Origin of the sequence: Thalassovita autumnalis (genome assembly GCF_001458255.1) — a bacterium.
GTDB classification, from domain to species: Bacteria; Pseudomonadota; Alphaproteobacteria; order Rhodobacterales; family Rhodobacteraceae; genus Thalassobius; species Thalassobius autumnalis.
The window spans coordinates 1-21,333 of record NZ_CYSB01000010.1 but is presented as its reverse complement, the minus strand read 5'-3'; the positions used below and the strand labels follow the sequence as shown (position 1 = coordinate 21,333).

General features: G+C 60.2%; 10 protein-coding genes. 5 read left to right on the top strand and 5 right to left on the bottom strand.

From position 1 onward, the window contains the following. Positions 1-76: 76 nt before the first annotated feature. The 4 genes from TL5118_RS03800 (at position 77) to TL5118_RS03785 (ending at position 6,493) form a co-directional block, all read left to right on the top strand. Positions 77-1,087 (top strand): response regulator, encoded by a 1,011-nt coding sequence (locus TL5118_RS03800; RefSeq protein ID WP_058245581.1) that lies wholly within the window; start codon positions 77-79, stop codon positions 1,085-1,087. Continuing rightward, the gene (locus TL5118_RS03795; protein WP_058245582.1) at positions 1,087-3,168 is read left to right on the top strand and encodes a sensor histidine kinase; all 2,082 of its coding nucleotides are present in this window, start codon (positions 1,087-1,089) and stop codon (positions 3,166-3,168) included. Before TL5118_RS03800 ends, TL5118_RS03795 begins: the two co-directional genes overlap by 1 nt. 98 nt (positions 3,169-3,266) lie before the next feature. Next, positions 3,267-3,827 (top strand): DUF4202 domain-containing protein, encoded by a 561-nt coding sequence (locus TL5118_RS03790; RefSeq protein ID WP_082626452.1) that lies wholly within the window; start codon positions 3,267-3,269, stop codon positions 3,825-3,827. Positions 3,828-4,111: 284 nt separating this feature from the next. Continuing rightward, the gene (locus TL5118_RS03785) at positions 4,112-6,493 is read left to right on the top strand and encodes an ATP-binding protein (protein ID WP_165590202.1); all 2,382 of its coding nucleotides are present in this window, start codon (positions 4,112-4,114) and stop codon (positions 6,491-6,493) included. Here TL5118_RS03785 and TL5118_RS03780 read toward each other — a convergent pair. From TL5118_RS03780 to TL5118_RS03770, 3 genes are read right to left on the bottom strand one after another with little or no spacing between them, the layout of a single operon-like run. Next, positions 6,490-7,227, bottom strand: a complete 738-nt coding sequence (locus tag TL5118_RS03780) for a maleate cis-trans isomerase family protein (protein ID WP_058245585.1) — start codon at positions 7,225-7,227, stop codon at positions 6,490-6,492. The genes TL5118_RS03785 and TL5118_RS03780 overlap by 4 nt on opposite strands. Then, complete coding sequence (locus TL5118_RS03775) at positions 7,224-8,390, bottom strand: M24 family metallopeptidase (protein ID WP_058245586.1); 1,167 nt, start codon at positions 8,388-8,390, stop codon at positions 7,224-7,226. The genes TL5118_RS03780 and TL5118_RS03775 overlap by 4 nt, the downstream gene beginning before the upstream one ends. Then, on the bottom strand, positions 8,383-9,447 hold the full coding sequence (locus TL5118_RS03770; RefSeq protein WP_058245587.1) for a pyridoxal-phosphate dependent enzyme: 1,065 nt from the start codon (positions 9,445-9,447) through the stop codon (positions 8,383-8,385). The genes TL5118_RS03775 and TL5118_RS03770 overlap by 8 nt, the downstream gene beginning before the upstream one ends. Positions 9,448-9,612: 165 nt before the next feature. Here TL5118_RS03770 and TL5118_RS03765 point away from each other — a divergent pair, with 165 nt between their 5' ends. Then, positions 9,613-10,083: an Lrp/AsnC family transcriptional regulator gene (locus TL5118_RS03765; protein WP_058245588.1), complete on the top strand. Its 471-nt coding sequence runs from the start codon at positions 9,613-9,615 to the stop codon at positions 10,081-10,083. Here the strand turns inward: TL5118_RS03765 and TL5118_RS03760 are convergent. Together TL5118_RS03760 and TL5118_RS03755 are read right to left on the bottom strand one after the other, a co-directional pair. Further along, on the bottom strand, positions 10,080-13,670 hold the full coding sequence (locus TL5118_RS03760; protein WP_058245589.1) for a TonB-dependent receptor: 3,591 nt from the start codon (positions 13,668-13,670) through the stop codon (positions 10,080-10,082). The two genes, TL5118_RS03765 and TL5118_RS03760, sit on opposite strands and share 4 nt — an antisense overlap. Positions 13,671-13,689: 19 nt before the next feature. Beyond that, positions 13,690-20,817, bottom strand: a complete 7,128-nt coding sequence (locus TL5118_RS03755; protein ID WP_058260747.1) for a CLIPPER-2 domain-containing protein — start codon at positions 20,815-20,817, stop codon at positions 13,690-13,692. Positions 20,818-21,333: the final 516 nt, after the last annotated feature.

Here is a 21,333-nt window from a genome sequence, read left to right as displayed (position 1 = left end):
TCTCGCCACATTCGTTAACCAATTTCACCCTGGGCAGACCCGTGGGGATGGGACTGAAGGATAAGGAAACGGGGACATGAAACTACTGGCGGTCGATGATGACCCGATGATCCTGGAGCTGTTGCTTGAGACGCTTCCGGGGCTTGGATACCCCGATGTGACCGGGGCAGGATCTGCGGCAGAAGCGATGAAACTCATCGCCGAGGCACCGCAAGGTTTTGACGGATTTCTCCTTGATATTCAGATGCCTGGCATGACCGGCATCGACCTGTGTCGCTGGCTCAGGGATCAGCCGGGCCATGGTCAGTCGCCTGTTTTGATGATCACCGCCATGTCGGACCGTGGCTTCATCGATCAAAGCTTTGCAGCCGGGGCCACGGACTATGTGACCAAGCCGTTTAACCCGCAAGAACTAAGCGCCCGCCTGCATCACGCACAAAAACTGCACCAGGAACGTCGCACCCCGGTGACCATGCCGCAGGACGTCACCACGGCTGAGGCGCACGGTGTGCAAATGCCCGCCTTTTCGCTCACTACACCATTCAATATCGCCGAAGTCTCAGGTGTTGTAGATCTGCTGGCTCTGGAAAACTACCTACTACAGCTTGGCCGTGGCGGCATGATTGCCTCGGCCTGTTTTGCCTATCGGATCCAGAGTGTGGAGCGGTTGTATGACAGTTGTTCCAGCGAAGAATACTATTACACCATGGCCGATGTGGCTGAGGCGATCGCCGAAAGCCTTGCCTATTACGAAACCTTCGTGGCCCATGCCGGTCGCGGTGGATTTGTCTGTGTCTCACATGGTCACAGCCTGCCCGAGGCTGAGGAGCTGCTGCTGCCTATACGCGACCGACTGGAGGCGATGGAGCTGCAATATGATGACGGGCGGCCTATGCCGCTTGCCCTCAACGGGTCGCCACAGATGCGTCTGGGCCTGCGGTCAGGTCCGGCTGCGTTGGACCAGTTGGACCGCGCCTTGGCCGCGGCCGAGCCAAGCGATCCTGCGCCCGTACAGATCCGGCCCCGCCCTGCACTTGGATCGCTGTGGAAACGCCTGTTCCGCCGCGCCCTTGGGGGGCTGAACTGATGGCGGATCTGGGGCTGTTTCACCGCCGTCCAAGCCTGCGCCTACCCAGTTTTCCGACTGCCCGCCGGATGCTGCGCAAGATCGGCGAAAATGCCCATGTGCTGATTTACATCTACCTGATCGCCTCAATGGCGGTGATGGAACTGGTGCTGGAACGCTACACAATCGGCCGCGCTCAGGCAGCGCTGACCGAAGAGATCGGCGAACAGGCAAACACGCTGCGGGCCAAGCTGCAGGGGGAAGTCATGGCGCGCGATCTGCAGATGCGCGGCATGGCCGCTGCCATCACCTCCATGCCTGACCTCAGCGCCACCCAATTTGATGAGATTGCCACCCAGGTTACCGGCGATGATCCGATGATCCAGATGATCGCGGCAGCGCCTGATCTGGTGATCGGTCAGATCCATCCCGCCCAAGGGAATGAGGCGCTGATTGGCCTGAACTACCGCGACTATGCCTCCGTCATGATGGCCATCGAACGGGCTCGGCACTCGGGCCAGACGGTGCTGGATGGTCCGGTTACCCTCAGCGATGGCATGCAAGGCCTGGTGCTGCGCACCCCGATTTTTGTCGGCATGAACGGGGCAGAGATGCGCCGGTTCTGGGGGCTCATGTCTGTCACGCTGGACCTGAACCTGATGCTGCGCGCTGCGGGTGTGCCCCAAGCTGGCAAACACCTGGATATCGCGCTGCGCCGTCCCGCCGGCGACATGGGCCCTGCCCGGATGATCCATGGCGATGCCGCCTTGTTTGGACAGGCCGCCGTGCGCCTGGACGTGGCCTTGCCGCAGGGCAAATGGGACCTTGCCGTGCGCCCCGCCGGCGGCTGGCCGCGCCATGTTGAGGAACGTCGCCAACTGCGGTTCTGGATGCTTCTGTGCACAGTTCTGGCGCTGCTGATTGCCGGGTATTTCATTGAAATCAGCCGCCGTAAAACCTCGGCCGAGACCAATCTGGTCAAGGCGATCAACGCAATTTCCGATGGTTTCGCGCTGTTTGATGCAAATGACCGTCTGGTCATGAGCAACGATCAATTCCGCCGCAGCCTTGGCAGCACCGGTGACCGGCTGCGCCCCGGCTTGCGGTTTGAAGATATGCTGCGCAACGGCGTCAAAAGCGGCCTTTACCCGCAAGCCGAAGGGCGTGAGGAAGCCTGGATCGCGGACCGGATGCAGGCGCATCAGGCGGCGGACTTTGAACAGGATGAGCTGTTGGCCGATGGCACCTGGTTGCGCGCCTCGGAACGGCGCACCGCAGACGGTTGGACCGTTGCCTTCCGTCTCGACATCACCGCGTTGAAAGAGGCGCAACTGGCGGCAGAAGCTGCCAATCACGCCAAGACCGAGTTCCTGAACGTGATGACCCATGAGCTGCGCACGCCGCTGACGGTGATCCTGGGCTACAACGCTTTTCTCAAAGATCCCGCAGCCCTGCCCGCCAACTTGGCGCTGACGGAAACCTTGGCCGATCCACAGGCATCTGAGGGTGATCTGCAGGCCCGGCAACAGGCGCTGCTGGATGTGGTGGCCCGTTATGCTGCAAAAATGGACGCCTCGGGCCAGCATCTGCTGAACCTCATTCAAGAAACCCTCGACTACGCCAAGATCGAAGAGGGTAAAATGCAGGTTTCCCCCAGCACGCTGCCGGTGCGCGGGGTGATCGAAGATGTGGTCGATCAGTTCCAGCAACAGGCCGATGCCAAAGGGCTGGACCTGTGGGTTGAAGCTGACGAAGTGGCCGTGATGGCCGACGAAACCCGCCTGAAACAGATCCTGTTCAATCTGGTGGGCAACGCGCTGAAGTTTACCGATCACGGTGAGATTGCCATCCGAACCGAGGTGGTCGGGGAGGCGTTGCGATTTTCTGTCATCGATACAGGCCGCGGTATTCCGCTGCATGAACAAGACAATGTGTTCAACAGCTTCCACCAGGTCGAAGGGTCCAACCTGCGCCGTCAGGGCGGCACAGGTCTTGGGCTGGCGATCAGCCGCAATTTGGTGAAACTGCACGGTGGCACCATGGCCCTGCAAAGCCGCGAAGGCCACGGCAGCTGCTTTAGCTTCACCATTCCGCTGGCCTGATCCGCTGGTCTGAAAGTAGCCGCAAATGCCCCTTGTCAAATCGGGGGCGATCCCGCTCAATGGTGGGAACGCCACCAACCAAAGACGGGAGCTACCTCATGGCCGACCTCAGCACCGCACTTGCCGCGATTGATGCCGCCAACGCAGCCGATCCAACGCTGGAAGACGGCAAGCCGGCCGCGCTGCTCTATGGGGAACGCATGACGGCGGAGCTGACCGCACTTTACCCGGACGCCTCTGAGGTGTTGCAGATCGCATCACGCGGTCAACATATTGAGCGCTGGCTTCTGCCCCGCAAGGACTACCCCGAAGGCAAAGCTGGCTATTACGCCTGGCGCAAGGAGCAGGGTCGGCGCCACGGTGAACGCGTGGCGGCGATCATGGCGGATGCCGGATATGACGCTGAGGCGCAGGCCCGTGTTGGCGTCTTGCTGCGCAAAGAGGGCATCAAGAAAGACGCCGAAGTGCAGGCGCTGGAGGATGTCATCTGCTTCACCTTCATCCGCTGGTATCTGCAGGATTTCGCAGCCACCCGCAGCAGCGACGATCTGGCAAAGATCGTTGCCAAAACAGCCCGCAAAATGTCGGTCGAGGCGCGGGCGCGGGCGCTACAGGAATTCCCTATGCCAGATGCACTGGCTGTGAGTTTCGAGGGCTAATTCAGCGCATACTTCCGTTTGGGCGCTCAACCTTTAGGCAACGGCCTAAGGCCCCCACGTGCTACAGAAATATTCAAAAAACAAGAGATTGCCCAAAAAGACTAAACTCATGGGGGATTTGCGGCTAAGGTGATTCCAAGTACTTTCCGAGACGGCGACAAGCGCCATGACCCTGATTGCGCTTAGACCCGTTCTGCACATGCGTGTTTGAGCCGAGGATCATGAGAAAATCACCTTTCACAAGCTACCTTCCATTTTCCCTGGCGGTCATTGCGGTCGTCATTTTGGCATTTGGCTTGGATTATCAGACCCGTTCGGTGAACCGCTCGGATCTACGGTCCGAAGTTCAGGCCGAGGCTGAGATCCTGCGTGCTCGCCTGGAAAGCCAGATCGAAGGTGGCATCTTGATTACACGCGGTGTGGCCTCCTTGCTCAGCCGTGAGGAAGACCTGGATCAGGACGAATTTTCGCGCTTGGTGCGCGGTGTAACCGAAGGGCGTGCGGATGTGATCAATGTCGCCTGGGCCCCGGATCTGGTAATCACGCGGGTTCACCCGGTTGAGCCCAATCGTGCGGCTTTGGGCGTGGATTACCGACAGATCCCGGCCCAACTGGACGCCGTCCTGCGCGCCCGAGACACCGGGCAGATCGCCTTTGTTGGTCCGGTTGATCTGGTTCAAGGAGGCAAGGGTTTCATTATGCGCGTCCCCGTCTACGCGGTGGATGAGCGTGACTTTGAGTTTGAGGGGATCCTCTCCACAGTCTTTGAGCTGGGCCTTTTCCTTGAGCGTGTTGGACTGGGCAGTTCAGAACAGAAAATTGAGGTGGCCCTGGCGCGGTTGGACGATCACGGGCTGGATCAGGATCTGTTTTACGGCGCGCCAGAGCTGACCAGCGATGATCCGATTAGCGCTGAGGTGCATTTCGCCGAAGGCACTTGGCGGCTTTACGCCCGGCCTGTCGGCGGTTGGGCAGCCGCAACTGATCGCCTGATCTATCAACGCTTGCTGCTGTTGCTACTGTCGGCTTTCATCCTCGTCCCTCTTTTTCTGGTAAACCGCATGGCCCTGTCGCGGCAAAAAATCATCCGCGATATGGAACTGGCCGATGATCGCCTCAGCAGTTTCATCACCAACTTCCCCGGGGCGTTCTTCACCTATGTCCAGGAAAGTGGGCAGCGCGACAAGATCGATTTCATCACCGAAGCCTGCCGCGATATCTGGAATGCCTCCCCCGAGGCGATCTGTGATCATCCGGGCATCCTGTGGAACGCCTTTGATTCTGAAAAACTGCCTGAATTCCAGCAAGAGGTTGAACGCTCCCGTCGGGAGGGATCAACATGGAATTTCATCTGGCGGTCCACAACCCGCGACGGCACAGCGCGTTGGCTGGAAGGTTGGGGCCATCCCTACCACCAAGAAGCGGGAGGGACACGCTGGGACTGTTTTGTCGTCGACATCACCGCCCAGCAGGCCCGTGAAGAAGCTTTTGAGCAGCAGGCAGAGATCATGCGTCAGGCCCAAAAACAGGAAAGCATTGGCCAGCTCACAGGCGGTATGGCTCATGACTTCAACAACATGCTGGCAGTGATCCGTGGCAATATGGAAATGCTGGAAGAGGACCTGACCGACGAAGGCCGCGAAGATGACGAAAGGCTGGAGTTTGTGCGCGGGGCCATTCTGGCGGCGGAGCGCGGCAATGATCTGACCAAAAAGATGCTCAGCTTTGCCCGCCGCGCCCGGTTGGATCCGGAAGGGTTGAACCTCAATGACATCGTTCGTGAGCTGGAGGGGTGGAGTGGCCGCACCTTGCCGGCCACAATCACCCTGCGCAAAGAACTGACCCCAGATCTGCCTCTGGTGAGGCTGGACCGCAGTTCAACCGCCAGCGCTTTGCTGAACTTGATGGTGAACGCCCGTGATGCAATGCCCGAAGGCGGAGTGCTGACAATCGCGACCAAAGCGGCGACCCTTGATGCACAGGACGTGGCGACCATGCCGCAGGATATTGCGCCAGGTGACTATGTGGTTGTGTCTCTCGAGGACACCGGGGAAGGCATTGCCAAAGACAAGCTGGAAACGATTTTCGAACCTTTCTACACCACCAAAGGCCCCGGCGCGGGATCCGGTCTGGGCCTATCGATGGTGCATGGTTTCATCGCACAATCCGGCGGCGCCATTCGCGTCACCTCGGAACTTGGTCAAGGCACCAAGATCGAGTTAATATTTCGGGCACTGAACGCTCAGCCCGCCAAAGAAGACAATGACATGGTCCCAAAGGGCACCTCCGCAGACGCCGCGCTGAGCATTCTGGTGGCCGAGGATGACCCCGATGTGCGGAACATGTTGGAACGTAGCTTGACCCGGATGGGCCACGCAGTGACCACGGCTGAGGATGGCGACGCAGCCCTTGCCCTGTTTGACGGGGGGCGGGTGTTTGATCTGTTGCTGACCGATATCGTAATGCCCGGTTCCCTGCAGGGCACCGCGCTGGTTGAGGCGCTGCGCCAACGCCGTCCGGGGTTTCCGGCCATCGTAATGACCGGCTACACCGATGTTCCGCTGCACGAAGGATCGGTGCTGCATCCCGATGACATCCGGCTTAGCAAGCCGGTAGCGCGTGCCGAATTGGAACGTGCCATTCACGAGACCATGGCGCGGCTTTAGTGCTGAAACAGTTGCCCTGGACCGGGTAGGTCTGTGATGCCTGCCAGACGTGCCATATGCCAGAACAGCACTTGGTTTGAACTGAGCACAGGCTTGCCCAGCTGCTGTTCCAGCCTGTCGATCACGCTGAAACACTGCAGGTTAGTGCAGCTGAGGAAGACAGCATCGTGATCCCCTGCCCCCACGGCCAATGCCCCTTCGGCGATGGAGGCGGGTGCGATCCGCGCCACCTTGGCCTCACTCTCCTCACCAAAGGACAGATGGCCGCTGACAGTAATTCCTGCAGCCTCAAACGCGCCGCAGAGCGGTTGTGAGACGCTGTCGATATAGGGTGTCAGAACCGCCAGCCGTTTCACCCCCAAGGCGTCACAACCCGCGATCCCGGCGGTCAACGGGTTGGTGACATAGGCCACATCTGTTGCCCCTTGGATCAGGGTGGCCACACGTTCTGGCCCAATGGCCATACTGCCCGAGGTACAGCCGTAACCAACCACGTCAAAAGACACCGAAGGCGGCAACAGGGCGGCAGCCTGCGGCAGTTCGGCCTCCATCGCTTTTAGGGTCTCGGTCGTCACCTCCGCCCCGCTGGGCACCCGACTGACATAGCGCGCCAGCCCCGGTTGATTGAACAGCGCGGCCTCTTGTTCGATGGTTTCATCGCTTTGCAACACCACCAGCCCGAGGGTGGCCCGATGCCCAATGGCAGGGCCCAGTTCATAGGGGAAATGGCTCATGTCGACAGCTCCGGCAAAAGACGTGGCGCCCGCGGTGACAACAGCTCGGCGCCGTGGTCAGTCAACAGGATGTTTTCTTCGTGCACAAGGCAACGCCCCGGCGCGATCTCAATCCCTGGCTCCAGCGTTAACACCATACCTGCCACCAATTCGGTTTCATCAAGCTGGGTAAAACTGGGCCATTCCGTCAATGTCACCCCCAGACCATGCCCCAACCGCCCGCCTAAGGGCTGCGTGCCGTGATCGGTCAGCGCATCGGCCAGAACCGTGTGCACGTCACAGGCGCGCCTACCTGGGCGCAGCTCCTTGATGGCAACCTCAGTGGCCTGCCACAGCGCCTCCTGCGCCTTGGCGGTTTCGGCATCGGGGGGGCCAACCGAATAGTTCCGGTCAAAGTCGCAGAAATAGCCGTTTCGCACCGCGCCCGTGTCCAACATCAGCACGTCGCCTGCCTGCAGGGGACGATCATCCGCGGGGGAGATCACATCGCCATATCCCCCCGGCCCAGCGCCGCCCGCGACATAGCTGACCCAATCAGCACCCTCTTGCAGCAGGGCGATCTGAAAATCGCGAAACACCTGCGACAAGGGCACGCCAGCGCGGGCAAATTCCGGCACCCGGTCAAAAACCCGGCCCGCAATGGCGCAGCTTTCCCGGATTGCGGCGACCTCAAGATCTGATTTCACTTCGCGCACCCGCTGCAGCGTGTCCGTTCCATCCACGATCTTGCGATCACCGATCCTGCGCTGCACACAGGCGAAATCCGCCAACGGTGCCCGCAGCTGGGTTTCCAGCCCCATTGGCACCGCAATCGCCCCGCCCTCTGGCACCAGATCGCTGAGGGTTTGCGCCAAAAGGCTCACGCCATCATCGCGGGGATCGGGGGCGGGCCAGACGCGGATATCCTCAATCCAACAGCGCCCCATCAGATCCGCACCGATAGCGGGAATAACCGCAACAGGTGCGCCTGTGGCAGGGATCACCATGTACCAGGGCCGCGCCGGGCTTTCCCAGAACCGGGTCAGAAACCCGGTGACGTAAAACACATCCGCCGCCGTGGTCAGCAACAAGGCGTCCTGACCGGCAGCCGCCATGCGGGACTGTAGGGCGGCGATGCGGCGTTCATATTCAGCGCGTGGAAAAATCAGTGACCGCTCAGCCATCTTCTGGACCCTCACTGAGGATGGTCAACACCCGGGCGTCCTTACCAAGCCCCGGCACCCCCGCCAGCAGGGCCGCCAGCCCCGCGCCGCCAGAGGGTGTGGTCGCCAGATCATGGCTAGCCAGTGTCGCAACACCTGCGGCGGCCTGTTCTTCGGTGATGGTCAAGAAGGCATCTGCATCATGGGCCAGACCGGCCAGCGCCACCATCGAGGGTGTTTTGCAATCCAGGCGCCCCATCTCGGACACGGGGCCGGTGGTTTCAACCAGCTTACCGGCCTCGATCGACGCGATCAGTGCCGGGGCAAAAGCGGGTTCCACCACCGTGATCCGCGGCACATCCCCCCAAGCGCGCCGGGCATAGGCGGCAACTGCAGCCGCCAGCCCGCCAACACCGGCTTGCAACAGAATGTCGGTCGGGGGTTCCGGCATCTGCGCCACAGCTTCGGCCGCCATTTGGGTATATCCCTCCATCACCCGGTAGGGGCGCTCGGTGTAGCCGGGCCAGGATCCGTCGGACAACAGGTTCAGCCCGTCAGCCTCAGCTCCTTTGGCGGCGGCCTCCATGCTGGCCTCATAGTCCGCGCCGGCCCGAACGACCTCAGCCCCTATTCCGCGCAGACGTTCGGCAAAGGCTTCCGGCACGGTTTCGGCCAGGTAGATCACCGCGCGGGCGCCAAACAAACGTGCACCGGCCGCCAGTGACAGCCCGTGGTTCCCAGCGCTTGCCGTGGCATAGGCCCGCCCTTTCAGGGTCTCTTCCCAAGCCAGGTCTGGCGTGGCTTCACGTGCGGCGGCGGCGTCACGGGCAATACAGTAGGCCGCGCCCAGCGCCTTGAAACTGCCCAGCCCCATACGCTGGCGCTCGTCCTTGATCCAAACCTCACCAACACCCGCAGCCTGCGCCAGCACCGGAACCGCCCGCAGCGGGGTTTCGCGGTGTTTCGGGCACAATGCCAAAAGCTGTTCTACCGCCTCCACCTCAGCCGAGGGACGCAGCGGTCCAAACCGGTCGGCACTGTCTTGGCCACGATAGGGATTGGTCACGTGGTGGGGCATCGGGTTTCCTTCCTGTGATTGCCCAAACAGCGTAGCGAAAAGCGGCGGAGCATTCCCGGATTTCTACGCCGCATGCGGGCGTGTTTTCCGACGATCAGGGTCTATTTGATCCGAAAATCGGACGTGGTAGAAGAAATCACCCGCTAGTGACCACAGGATCGGATCATGGACCCGTTTGACCGCGCTTTGCTGGACGCCCTGCAAACAAACAACCGCCAAACCGCAGAACAGCTGTCGGCGCAGGTTGGCCTGTCACCGGATGCCTGTCGCAAACGGCTGTCCAAGCTGCGTCAGTCCGGGGTGATTGAGGCTGAGGTGGCCGTGCTGAACCCCGAAAAGCTGGGCCGCGGCCTGACCCTGGTGGTGGAGGTCACGCTGCGTTCAGAAAGCCCTAGTGAGATTGACGCGTTTCAAACCCGGATGCTGCAGGCGCCTGAGGTCATGCAATGTTTCTATGTCACCGGGGAGGCAGACTTTGTTCTGACCCTGACAGCCAAGGACATGGCGGATTATGAGGGGTTCACCCGGCGGCATTTCTTTGACGAAGCCAATATCGCCAAATTCCGCACCAATGTGGTGATGAAGCGGGTGAAATCCGGGCTGACGATACCGCTCGCCAGCCCGGAGACGCCTTAGAACTTGGCAATCAGGTTCACGAAAGCCCCGCGACCTTCATAGGTGATATCGGCCATATCATCCGAAACCTCACCCCATTCATAGCCAAAACCCAGCTTCGCATTATTGCCAAGATGACGGTAGAGGCCCGCCACCGCACCGGTTTCGGTCAGGTCGCTTTCCTCGGTGTGCATCACCCTGCCCTCCAGCAGCGCATCCCATTTGTGCACCACATGCCAGTCCAGGCGCAGGATGCCCAAATTCGCTGTGCTGGTGCTCTCATCCCCGCTGGTGCGATCGCGCAGTTGCGACTTACGATAGCCATATTTGGCCCCAAGCGTCAGTTTCGGGCTGAGGTCGTAATCCACATCAACCGAGAAGATATGGCTTTTCTGTTGCGGCCCTTCGGTGTCGCCTGTGACGGTGACCTGATCAACACCGGGCAGGTCATGCAGGTAGCTGTAGCGCAGCAACATGTTCAGCCGCTGATGCATAACTGGACGATAGGCATAGCCCAAAGCGGCCTCAAAATATTCGCCGTCACGGAAATTATCGCCTTCATTGCGGGACACAAGGGCATCCAGATTGGCCAGGAAACGCCAGTCATCATTGACCTTATACTCATAGCCGCCGCTCAGCGCCCAGGTCTCTGCATCCTGCGTTGCGTCGTCGCCATCTTCCACGCGGTGCTCCAATCGCAGTCGGGCGCTTTGGTCTTCGCCATCCTGATAGGCGAGGCCCAGCGAATAGGCATCCCGATTGAAATCGCCGTTCACCGCATCCCGTACCTCACCGCTCTCCACTGCGCCGGAGAAGGTCCATTTGGCATTTGGCGTATAAGTGACGCCATAGCCACGGGTCAGTGATCGGCGATCACCAAACAGATCCCAACTGTTTTCAGCTGTCACCGTCAGCGTGTCTGTCTTTTTGTGGCTGCCGCCCAGCGTAAAGGTGCCGCCGTCCCGCCCGCTCAGGCTGCTGCCGGGGCCGGACCGCGTGGGATCCAAGGTGTAGCCAAGGTAAACCTCGTTATCTGCCGTCGCGGCGTAGCGCAGGTTCAGCTTGGCGCCCCGGCCCTTGTCCCCATCCGAGATTTCGCCATCCGCGTTGAGATATTCGGTCAGCTGGCTGGAAAACCCGATGCCGGCGCGATTGTCCGGCGCCAGACCGCCGGAGCGTTCCAGGTCGCCCTGAGCGAAGACATAGAGGCTGTGATCCTCCTCAGGCTGGAACGTCAGTTTAACCGCAGCTGCCGTGCGAGTACCGGTTTTGCTGGCATCCGCTGCAACGGTGCGATCCTCATGGCCCAGCGCCAGATCCAGCGCCAGGGTATCGCTCAGCTGATAGGACAGGCGCAGCTCCCCTTCACGGTGGCCGTCGCCGCCTTCTTTCTCAAACCGCTCCAGATCCAGACCAAAGCTCAACCGATCACTCAGCTCAGTCGAAAGCTGCAGGCCGATGACCTGCTGATCCTCACTCACCTCTTCGCTGAGGGTGGCGAACCCGGCTTCCTTGCCCTCGGCATATAGGTAAAGCTGACCTTCCCGCTTGGCCCCCAGATCGGTCAGATCCAGGTCCGCCTCAAAGCGATAGGCACGGGCCTTCACGCTGCTTGGTGTACCGCTGGTATCGATGCTCAGCCCGCCGGTGGCTGAGGTCGACCGGCCAAAGCCCGCGCCGCGGCTTTCCACCACTTCGGCACGGATCTGGCTGTTCTCACCCAGTCGATAGGTCAGATCTACCCCGGCGGCCTGTTGATCCGCATCTCCGGTCTGTTCGGACATGCCCGACAGGCCCAAGCGCAAGCGGTCTGTCAGCTGCGCCTCAACACGTGCACCAATCGACGCCCCATCAAGATCACCCGCCAGCGGGGTGTACTCATACTGGGCCACAAGATTGACGTCATACTCATTGCTGCCACCGATCAGGCCGCCATCCGTTGTGGAGCTGGGCAGCGGATCGGTCAGGATCAAGACACCCTGCATGTGATCCACTTCGTAGTCCTGCCCTTCCTGCATGGGGGCGCTGCGCACCACCCGGCCGGTGTCTGGATCAACCGTCTCAACGCTCAGCCGCAGTGAACCACCAAGGATATCCTGACGGGTCAGGAAATAGACCGACCCGCCAGTGCCACGCAGGATGTCGCGCTGTGGCAGGCTATCAGGCTGGGCGGCAAAAAGGGTGGCTGCCAGTTTCGGTGCCCCTTCGCTGTTCACCAAAGGAGAGGCATAACGCACCTCAGCCCCATAGAGAGCGCGGGATTGATTGAGGAAATGGCTGCCGGTCAGTTCAGCGTCGAAATCACCCCAGGTGAAGCGACTGCCGCCCTTTTCCACCCGGACATACACACGGCCCTGCGACGGCGTATCGTCATAGGCGCTGCTATCATCGCCATAGCTGGGATACATATCCTCCGGATCCAGGCGCAGCAGCACGTTGCGCGGATCCTTTTCGTTCAACCGCTGGAAGATGCCGTCCAAATCCCCTTCGCCCGTGTCGGCAGAGGAGGTGATCTTATAACCCGAGGCCAGTTTGGCACTGACGTAGTAGGCCAGCCGACCTTCAGCATAGTTACGTTCGAAATCCGGGTCCGCTTCGCCCAGATCATCGCGCAACCGCCGCCCGATGGTCAGGTCAGCCAGCACCACATAGAACTGTTCTGATTTAGGGATCCGAATGTCACGGCGAATGGCCTCAGCCTGTCCATCGGTCACTAGGCGCACATCAATGCGATGTTCGCCCTCTGGCAGGATCTGACTGGTGACAAACCGGCCAGTGGCATCCACCGGCACCTGCGCGCCCATGACCTCCACCACTGCGCCAGCTGGCAGGGATGTGCCATGTGCTGTCACTTCGCCGCCTGAAATGCGAATGTTGCGGATGGCGGTGCGATCTTCGCCCTCCCCTGCCGCGACCAGCTCCGGCCCGGTGGTGTCATGTCTGTCGTGATCACCAGAAAGCCGGGTCAGCCGCAAAGGTTGGGTTTCATCAAACCGCCCCGCCGCATCATAGACCCGCAGCACATAGGCATAATCGCCCGATCCCCCTTCAGGCATGGACCAGCCCGCCTGACCGTTTGAAGAAATCGGCAGCACCGCCACAGGCTTACGCCGGTTGGCGCGGTCCAGAATGCGCACCTCAGCCCGGTCGATGAAATAGGCGTAGTTCGCGCTGCTGCGGAAGGTCACCACCTCACCAGCGCGGTAGCCCGCGCGCAAATCCGCAGTTGACACATTCAAGCGCGCCACCGGATTAAGTCCGTCAAACCGGATATCAACCGATGCTTTCTCGGCCACCATATCGTTAGGACGGCGGGGATCACGCGGCGGCGCGCTGCCGGCCACATGGGTGTCATCGATTGAGATCGAGAAACCCACCTCTTCGAACCGGCCTTCAGGACGAGTAGTGATCAACTCAGCGTTTTCCCCAACGGGCATATCCACCACGATGTCGGCGTTGGACCGTGCGCAGCCTTCGGGCTGGGGTACCAAGGCCTCATCACAACGGTCCTCAGCCCAAACAGGCGCGCCCCAGAGGCTGACCAAAGCGGTGCCGATCATCAGTGAAGAACGCAAAGCGGTTGTGCGGCCCGGACGGGCAACAGTCATAATAGGCGTCAGTCTGTCCTTATTTCCGGGTCTCAACGAAGGTCCGCTCGATCGTCAGTTTGACCTGACTGATCTTGGGCCATTCCCGTCTGAGATGGCGTGCCACCAGTTGCATGTGTTGCCGGGCGCGCCGTTTGTCGGCACCGCTTGGTGTGTCCCCCAGATGATAAGCCAGCCGCAGATGCACCGCCTCTGCCTTGATCTGTGGCAACAGCTGCGCCAACCCAGAGACCAGTGGCTCGCTCAGGCGTTTGCGCCCCTCAGCGTCGCTCACAAAGGCCACATCGCTCAGGTCCACCCGCACCACACGGGTGATCGCAGCGCCAAAGTTCAGCTCACTCATCTTGCCGGGGGTCAGGCGAATGACGCGCGGGTTCTCCGTGGTCACGCGGTAGCCCGCAGGCAGGGACCGGGTATCGAGTTTCAGGATGAAGTTTGATCCACGATCCGCCGGCAGCATGGCGCAGGGCACATGGAAGCGACCGTGCTCATCCGTGGTGATGATGGTGCCGTCAACGCCCACCACACGGGCCGCTGGCAGGCCAGTCTCCCCTTCGTTCTGGTAGCCATCCCGGTTTTCATCCTCAAACACCTTGCCGATCACGTCGCCGCAATCAAACACCGGTTCGGGCAGGATCCGCACCGTTGCGGTGGCTTCTTCGGCCAGAAGCGTACCGTTATCCGGATGGCGGACCGTTGCCCGGTTGATGTGATCGCCGACATCTGCACCGCTGCTGACCCGCGCTGACAAGGTCAGCGTGTAGGTGGTGAGCGGTGGCAGGGGCACATCATCCCAGGTGATCACCCGACCGGCCACGACAACAGGATGCGGTGCGCCTTCAAGCGTGGCGGAGCCTTCGACGTAGAACAGCCCATCCGGCAGCACATCCACAATATCGACCGTGCCTGAGACAAAGACGTTCTCATTCTCAACGGTGATCGTGTAGGGCACCACCGATCCGCGCTCTACCACACCACGCGGCGTAGTTTTGGTGATCGTCATGCCCTGATCCGTAATGACGGCTGACAGGATCAGCTCAGTCGGGTCATCGACCATGTTGCCGTCGGTATCGATGTCATCGTCTGAGACATCGGTCACCACCCGTGGTGCGGATGTGAACATCGGCGGATACTCCGAGGTGCCGCGCCCGGTGACCGAGTTCATCAGCCCACCTTCGGTGACCGACTGAATCGTCAGGGTGTAGCTGGCGGTATACGTGGCCGTTTCGCCAATTTCCAAACGCCCTTCGGCAGAGCCGAGGTCGGCAGAGACAAAAACTGGCAAGGCATCCAGTGACAGGGGCGTTCCGGTGCGGCTGGTCAGCGTGTCCACCAGCGAGACAGAGGTCAGTGGCACGTTGCCGGTGTTGGTCAAGGTGATCGTGTAATCCACCCGATCCCCAACGCCATCCACAACATCGCCATTGTCAACCAGCAGCTGCGATTTCACCGCTTCAATCGATTCAATCGGGTTCTGCACCACGGTTTCGACCGCATCGTCACAGATCGCCGGATAGGCGACGCTGCAGATTTCATAATGCACCTCATAGGCGCCTGCCGGTTGGCCCGGGGCCAGGGTGATCAACCCAGTTGCCGGATCCAGCGTCACGCCCGGATCTTCGGAAAGCACGGAAATCGTCACAGTTGCCAGCGTGGCCGGATCCCCCAGCACCGTGTCCGAGGCCAGCATTGAGGTGGTTGTGCCACCGTCTGTGCTGAAGGCCGGGAACAACTCCGCCAGGGCCTCAATCGCGGCAACAATCGCCAGGTCCGAGTCGGTGTCGCTGACCTGCTGCGGCGTGTCGGTGACATCAAGATAGTCACCGGTCACGGTTGCAGTGTTTGGCACTTCACCTGCATCGATGTCGGCCTGCAGCAACGGGTAGCTGCCTGTCAGAACCACCGCATTGGCAGCCCCCGGTGCCAGCGACGGGATCACCGGATTGGTGATCACCAGACCCGGCATCGGATCGGTGACCGTGACATTGGTCAGGGTCACGTTGCCGGTGTTGGTCACCGTGAACTCATAGGTCAGCGGATCACCAGCGACAGCCTGCGTGGTGCGGTAGATTTCATCCTGCGCCTCTTTCTCAAGGGTGATCGCAGCATTCTGCGTCACCGGCGACGCGGTTGGATCATCGGTGCCGGTTGCGGTGCCGGAATCATCCGAGACATCCGGCCCGCTGGGCGGTGTCCCGGTGACACGGGCCTGATTGACCACCTGTCCTTCGTCCAGATCCGCCTGCGTCAGGGTATAGGTCACACTGACTGCGGTGCTGACCGTCTGCCCCGGTGCCAGCGTCAGCGGACTCAGCGGTGTGACCAGCAAATCACCGCCCAACATGGGGTCATTGATCTGCACATCGCTCAGCGTCACGTTGCCGGTGTTTTCAACCGAGAAGGAATAGACAATCGGATCGCCCACGACCGCCGGGGTCTGCACCCCCGACACATCTGCCGTTTTCACCAAGGCAATGCTGGGCCGCTGCGGCAGCACCGCTGTTGTTGGACCGTCCGTGCCGGTGGTGGTGCCGGAATCATCCTCAACCAATGTGTTATAGGGATCACGGCCTGAGGTATCGGCGTTGTTGACCACCTGCCCCGCATCAATATCAACCTGCGTCAGCACGTAGGTTTCAGTGAAACTGTGATTAGCCCCCATCGCCAGGGAGATGGTCGGCGACAAAAGCGCGCCACCCAGCAGCGGATCTACAACCTGAACATCGCTCAGATCCACGTTGCCGGTGTTGGTCACGGTAAAGCTGTAGGTCAGCGTATCGCCCGCCTGGGGTGTGGTTGGAATACCCGAAACGGTTTTCACCAGATCGATCGCTGGGGCCACGCCCGGGGTTACCGGGGTCGGATCATCCTCATTCGCGTCATTGCCGCGACCGTTGCTATTCCGGTCGGGGTTGCCGCCATTGTCGGACAGATCGCGCAGCAATGGGTTTGTCGGGAAGATCTGGCCCGAAAGAACGCCATCGCCCTGAACCTCGGCCTGATTTTCAAAAAGATGGCCACCAGGCTGCGCCGCAGGTAGCGGCACGGTTGGCTGCACCCGGATGGTGAAATCTATAACGCACTGCGTATCTGCAGACAGGGTGATACCGGTGGCGACGATTGGGTCCCCACTGCCATTAAATCCGGGATGTGCCCCACCGCAAACACTGCTGGGCACCGTGGTCACCACATAGGTGCCCGGAATCATCGGATCGTTTGCCGGATCCGCCAAGGTCGCCAAGGAGCCAAAATTAGGCGCCGCGCCGCTCAGCGGGTCGGTCACGGTGACGTTTTCCAGATCTTCCAGGCTGAAGTTCTCAACCGTCAGACCAAAAGTCACATCAAAGGACCCATCAGCGCGCATCACCTGATTGGTGACCTCTTTGGCGATGCCGATACGTGCCTGTGGCACCATGGCAAACAGATACCCGGTGGTGCTGGTGTTTGCAGGCAGGCTGATCGCTGCAATGTCGGTGGTGTTCTGTGCGGTGCCGCCCAGCGTGCCGGGCGTGTCTGTTCCGTCGTTGAGGTAGGCCTCAGAAACGCTGCCACGGCTCACCTGATAGGTGCCCTGCGGAACGTAGTCGAATTGATAATCGCCGTTGGCATCTGTGGTGACCGTCCTCGTGACCGACTGGCCGTCAAACGAGGTGCCGGTGAGGGTCATGGTGATGCCTGCGATGCCGGTATCGCCCGCGTCAACCCCCCCATCGTCATTGAAATCACGGAACAAACGACCGGTCAAAACCGAGGAGTTTACGCTGACCGAGCCTGAATTGCTGTTGTTACCCGGCTCCATATCCAGCGAGAAGCTGTCGACCGTCGCGGTATTGGTGAAGACATGCGGCAGGCTGCTGACCGAAACCAGCTGAACCGGAACGGTGATGTCCACCTCACCGCCAGAGCTGACAGTGCCCAGATCACAGGTGAAAGAGGTCCCGCCAGCCGCACCGGTACAGGTGCTGGCCGTGATGGAGCCGCTGACCACAGCAACACTTTGCGTGCCAGTCAGTTCCATCCCGCTGGGCAGGGTATCTGCCACCTCAACCTCATCCGCCTCAGCCAGAATGGCGCCGGTGGGCACGTGAGGGCCGACGTTGTTGCGGACCCGGATCACAAAGGTGAAGTCATCACGCAGGTTGACCGAAGCCGCGCTGGGGGTCTTGCTGACCACCTCCATATCGGCGCGGGTGCGCACGGTGGTGCCTTCGGTGGTGCTGTCATTGGTGCTGTTGGTGTCATAAAGCGACGCCGCCCCGAAAGAGCTGACCGAGACCGAGTTGTCGTAGATCCCTTTGGTCACCCCCATCGCCGTCAGGGTGATGGTGCGCACTTCACCAGCCGGGATCAGGTCATAGGAACAGGTCAACGTGCCGCCAACCGCATTCACCGCCGGGGCCGTACAAACGCCACCGGGTGCGGTATAGGACTGATAGTTCAGGCCCGCCCCCGGCATTGTATCAGTCACAACCACATCTTCGGCATGGCTGGGGCCGCCGTTTTCAACGGTGATGGTGTAGGTCGTTTCCTGACCGACTGCGACCGGATCAATATCCTCGGTCTTGTTCACGATCAGATCCATCGCCGGGATCGTCACCGTGGTTGTTTCGGTGGTGCTGTCATTGCTGGTATCGGTCTGCACCGTGCTGGTGGCCACCGACACCGCATTGGTGATGGTACGGGGATATGCGCCCGCGCTGTGGTTTGGTCGCACAACAACCGTCACCGTGTGCTGCGCCCCATTGTTGATCCGACCCAGATCACAGACCAACTGATCGTTCAGCGCGGTGATGGCATCGCCCGCGGTTGGCACCGTGGTACAGCTGCCCGCCGAGGGCGAAGCTGAAACAAAGGTCACCCCATGCGGCAACGTATCGGTGATCGTCACATCATCTGCGGCGCTCAACCCGTCATCGGTCACGATCGCGGAAATCACATAAGTCAGGTTCTGACCTGCCGGCACTGATCCGGGCGAGCCAACTTTGCTGACGGTGACATCCGCGCGCGGTGTCAGGGTAAAGCTGGCGCTGTCCGTGTTGTTGGTCAGGTCACCGTCCGCCACACCCATCGAAATCACGTCAACCGTATTGGTCCGGCTGCCGCCATTGCCGCCCGGGCGCACCTGCACCTCGATGATCGGACAATCCCCGCCTGCGCCGGGCGTACATTGGGGCAAGCTGACGATGTCACAGGAGAGCTGGCGCGAAGTTCCGCCCAAAACTGTATCCGTGTCACAGGTCACGCCAGAGGCTGCGTTGGCTGTGATGCTGAAGCCCACAACTCCCGCGCCGGTGGCACCAACCGCATTGTTGATTAGGCCGGTCAGGTCATCCGTGACCTCAACATCCGTCGCGGTAAAGGCATCTGGGTTGATCACTTCGATAGTGAAGGTCTGCACCTCGCCAGCTTGCAGGGATGCCAAAGTAGCCGACTTCTGCACAGTAATATCCGCCGAAACTGCTGTCTGATAGACGCTTAGCGTGACCGACGCGGTATCGTTGCTGGCAATCTGATCGACAAGGTTGGCGTCGGGTGAAGAGACAGTAACCACGTTGGTGGCATCGCCTTCCGCCAGTGTTTCGGTTTCCAGGATCAGATCGGGCGTCGTGCTGTTTTCAGGCAGCGGGCTCGCCTCGGTGTAGGTTCGGCTACAGGTCACATCGTTGGGACCGTCCACAGGCGCTGCAGGGCTACAGGACCAACCGTTACCGCGATAGCCAGAGTAGCGCAGCCCAGCCGGCAGACTGTCTGTTAAAATCACGGTGCCCCAGAAATCAGTGTTGCCCCGGTTGCGCGCGTTCAGCGTAAACTCATAGGTGTTGCCAACAACACCAAGGGCCGGGAACGGACCCGTTTTATTGGCATCCAGATCGATGAACGGCTCAACAATCGTCGCTTCGCTGTCACTGTCGCTGTTGTTGCTCAGGTCCGGATCCAGGGGGGAGGCAGATGAAATCCTTGCGGTGTTCTGCGCAGTGCCTTCGGACACAACGGTCACATTCACCGTCACATCACCAAGGTCCACATTTGACCCAGCGACCGTTCCATCAGTCATGTCACAGGTCACAACTTGGCCCATAAAACCGCAAACCCAGTCGCTGCCCCCATCAGGCACAACGCTGTCAATTTGGTAGTTCACCGGCAATGTGTCGAGGATCTGCAATCCCGTCGGGCTGTCACCTGTGTAGCTGGAAGACAGGGTAAAACTGACCGTGTCCCCAACCAGCAGGTTGCCATTTGGCGAACGGGACTTGCTGATCCGGATGTCGCTTCCAGAGGTCACGGAGGTGTCGATCGTATCAGTATCATTGCCATCAATCGGATCCAGCGGATCCGCAGTATGGACACTGCCAAGCGGTGAAATCGTCGAGCCTGAGGCGGCTGAAATCTGGCCGGTAAAGTCAAAACTGCGGCTCGCGCCAAGGGACAGAGGCCCCGTAATTGTACAGTCAAAGCCACCCGCCCCGGCAGAACAGCCTGCCGGCGGGGTCACATCCACCAAGCCGCTGGTGGTCGGGAACTGCAACGCCGCTGTGCTAAGCGTATTGGGGCCATTGTTTGTGACCACAAAACTGTAAGTCACCACGCTGCCAGAAGCCGCGGTTGTTGGGCCGCTGAGTGTGACACCCAGATCCGAACCTGCGCTGACCGTGGTTGTTTCTGTATCCTGGTTGTTGCCGGTCTGCGGTGCGTCGGTGGAATCTGTGATTGCAGCGGACAGGGACAGGTTGCCCATCACCTCAGACAGGATGTTAACCTGCGCTGCCACGCTGCCCTCTCCGGCCAATGCCGGCACATCGCAGCGCACCACGGCTGGGCCCGTCGCTGTCGCTGGCAGACAGGGCCCCATATCGCCGGTCATCCCGGCAAACTGGCTGTTGGCAGGGATTGTCAGATCCACTGAGGTCGCTGTTATGGAATCCAGACCGCTGTTGGAGATCGACAAGCTGTAGGAAATCAGACCACCTGCCGGCGTCGGGTCATAGCCCGTGTCTTCCAGGTTCAAAACCCAGTCGACGTCTTGTGCCTTCGCTTGATTGGGAACCAAAGCCCCAAAGCCAACCCCCAATACCATAACAATCGCACCGATCCGCAGATCAGCCCCACCTGCGCAGAGCTTGCGCAGGGCCTTACCCAAAGTCTTCATATTTGCCCGTTTATCACTCCACGCTCTCACGTGGATCGTCCCCAATTCTCACCTATACGCGAAACCTCTGACCCCAGAGGCCACCCCACTCACACTCCATCCTGCAACAAATAGACCATCCACTCTTCTCGGCAGATTGATCGACATTGTTAACTACGTCCGTTTTCGGTGTTTCTTTACGTGAAGGGAAAGGTGTCTTGTTTGTGAGGGGGGAAAATCGGTGCAGAATTGACACGGATTTAGGAAGATGCGGCTCGCTAACCCGTAAAACTACTGCATTACAATACCTTAAGTCGAAGTACACAAAGACGCGCAGTGGTCGCCTCAAACTGGTTGCTACCCATTTGCTTCACAGCGATTCGGTGAAATACAGTGAGTTTGCTCAGCGATTGTCGCAGCGGTGACAACGGACTGACCGCCAGTTCATACGCAGGGTTGATCCAAATACAGCCATCTAGGCATCACAGCTATAGGTTATTTCAGTGATCTGCGCCGTACCGGTCGGTCTGCGATCTC

What these genes read in the sequence shown, in the direction of transcription:
- TL5118_RS03800 (WP_058245581.1), top strand. Translation starts at nt 77, where the DNA reads ATGAAACTACTGGCGGTCGATGATGACCCGATGATCCTGGAGCTGTTG.
- TL5118_RS03795 (WP_058245582.1), top strand. Translation starts at nt 1,087, where the DNA reads ATGGCGGATCTGGGGCTGTTTCACCGCCGTCCAAGCCTGCGCCTACCC.
- TL5118_RS03790 (WP_082626452.1), top strand. Translation starts at nt 3,267, where the DNA reads ATGGCCGACCTCAGCACCGCACTTGCCGCGATTGATGCCGCCAACGCA.
- TL5118_RS03780 (WP_058245585.1), bottom strand. Translation starts at nt 7,227, where the DNA reads ATGAGCCATTTCCCCTATGAACTGGGCCCTGCCATTGGGCATCGGGCC.
- TL5118_RS03775 (WP_058245586.1), bottom strand. Translation starts at nt 8,390, where the DNA reads ATGGCTGAGCGGTCACTGATTTTTCCACGCGCTGAATATGAACGCCGC.
- TL5118_RS03770 (WP_058245587.1), bottom strand. Translation starts at nt 9,447, where the DNA reads ATGCCCCACCACGTGACCAATCCCTATCGTGGCCAAGACAGTGCCGAC.
- TL5118_RS03765 (WP_058245588.1), top strand. Translation starts at nt 9,613, where the DNA reads ATGGACCCGTTTGACCGCGCTTTGCTGGACGCCCTGCAAACAAACAAC.
- TL5118_RS03760 (WP_058245589.1), bottom strand. Translation starts at nt 13,670, where the DNA reads ATGACTGTTGCCCGTCCGGGCCGCACAACCGCTTTGCGTTCTTCACTG.
- TL5118_RS03755 (WP_058260747.1), bottom strand. Translation starts at nt 20,817, where the DNA reads ATGAAGACTTTGGGTAAGGCCCTGCGCAAGCTCTGCGCAGGTGGGGCT.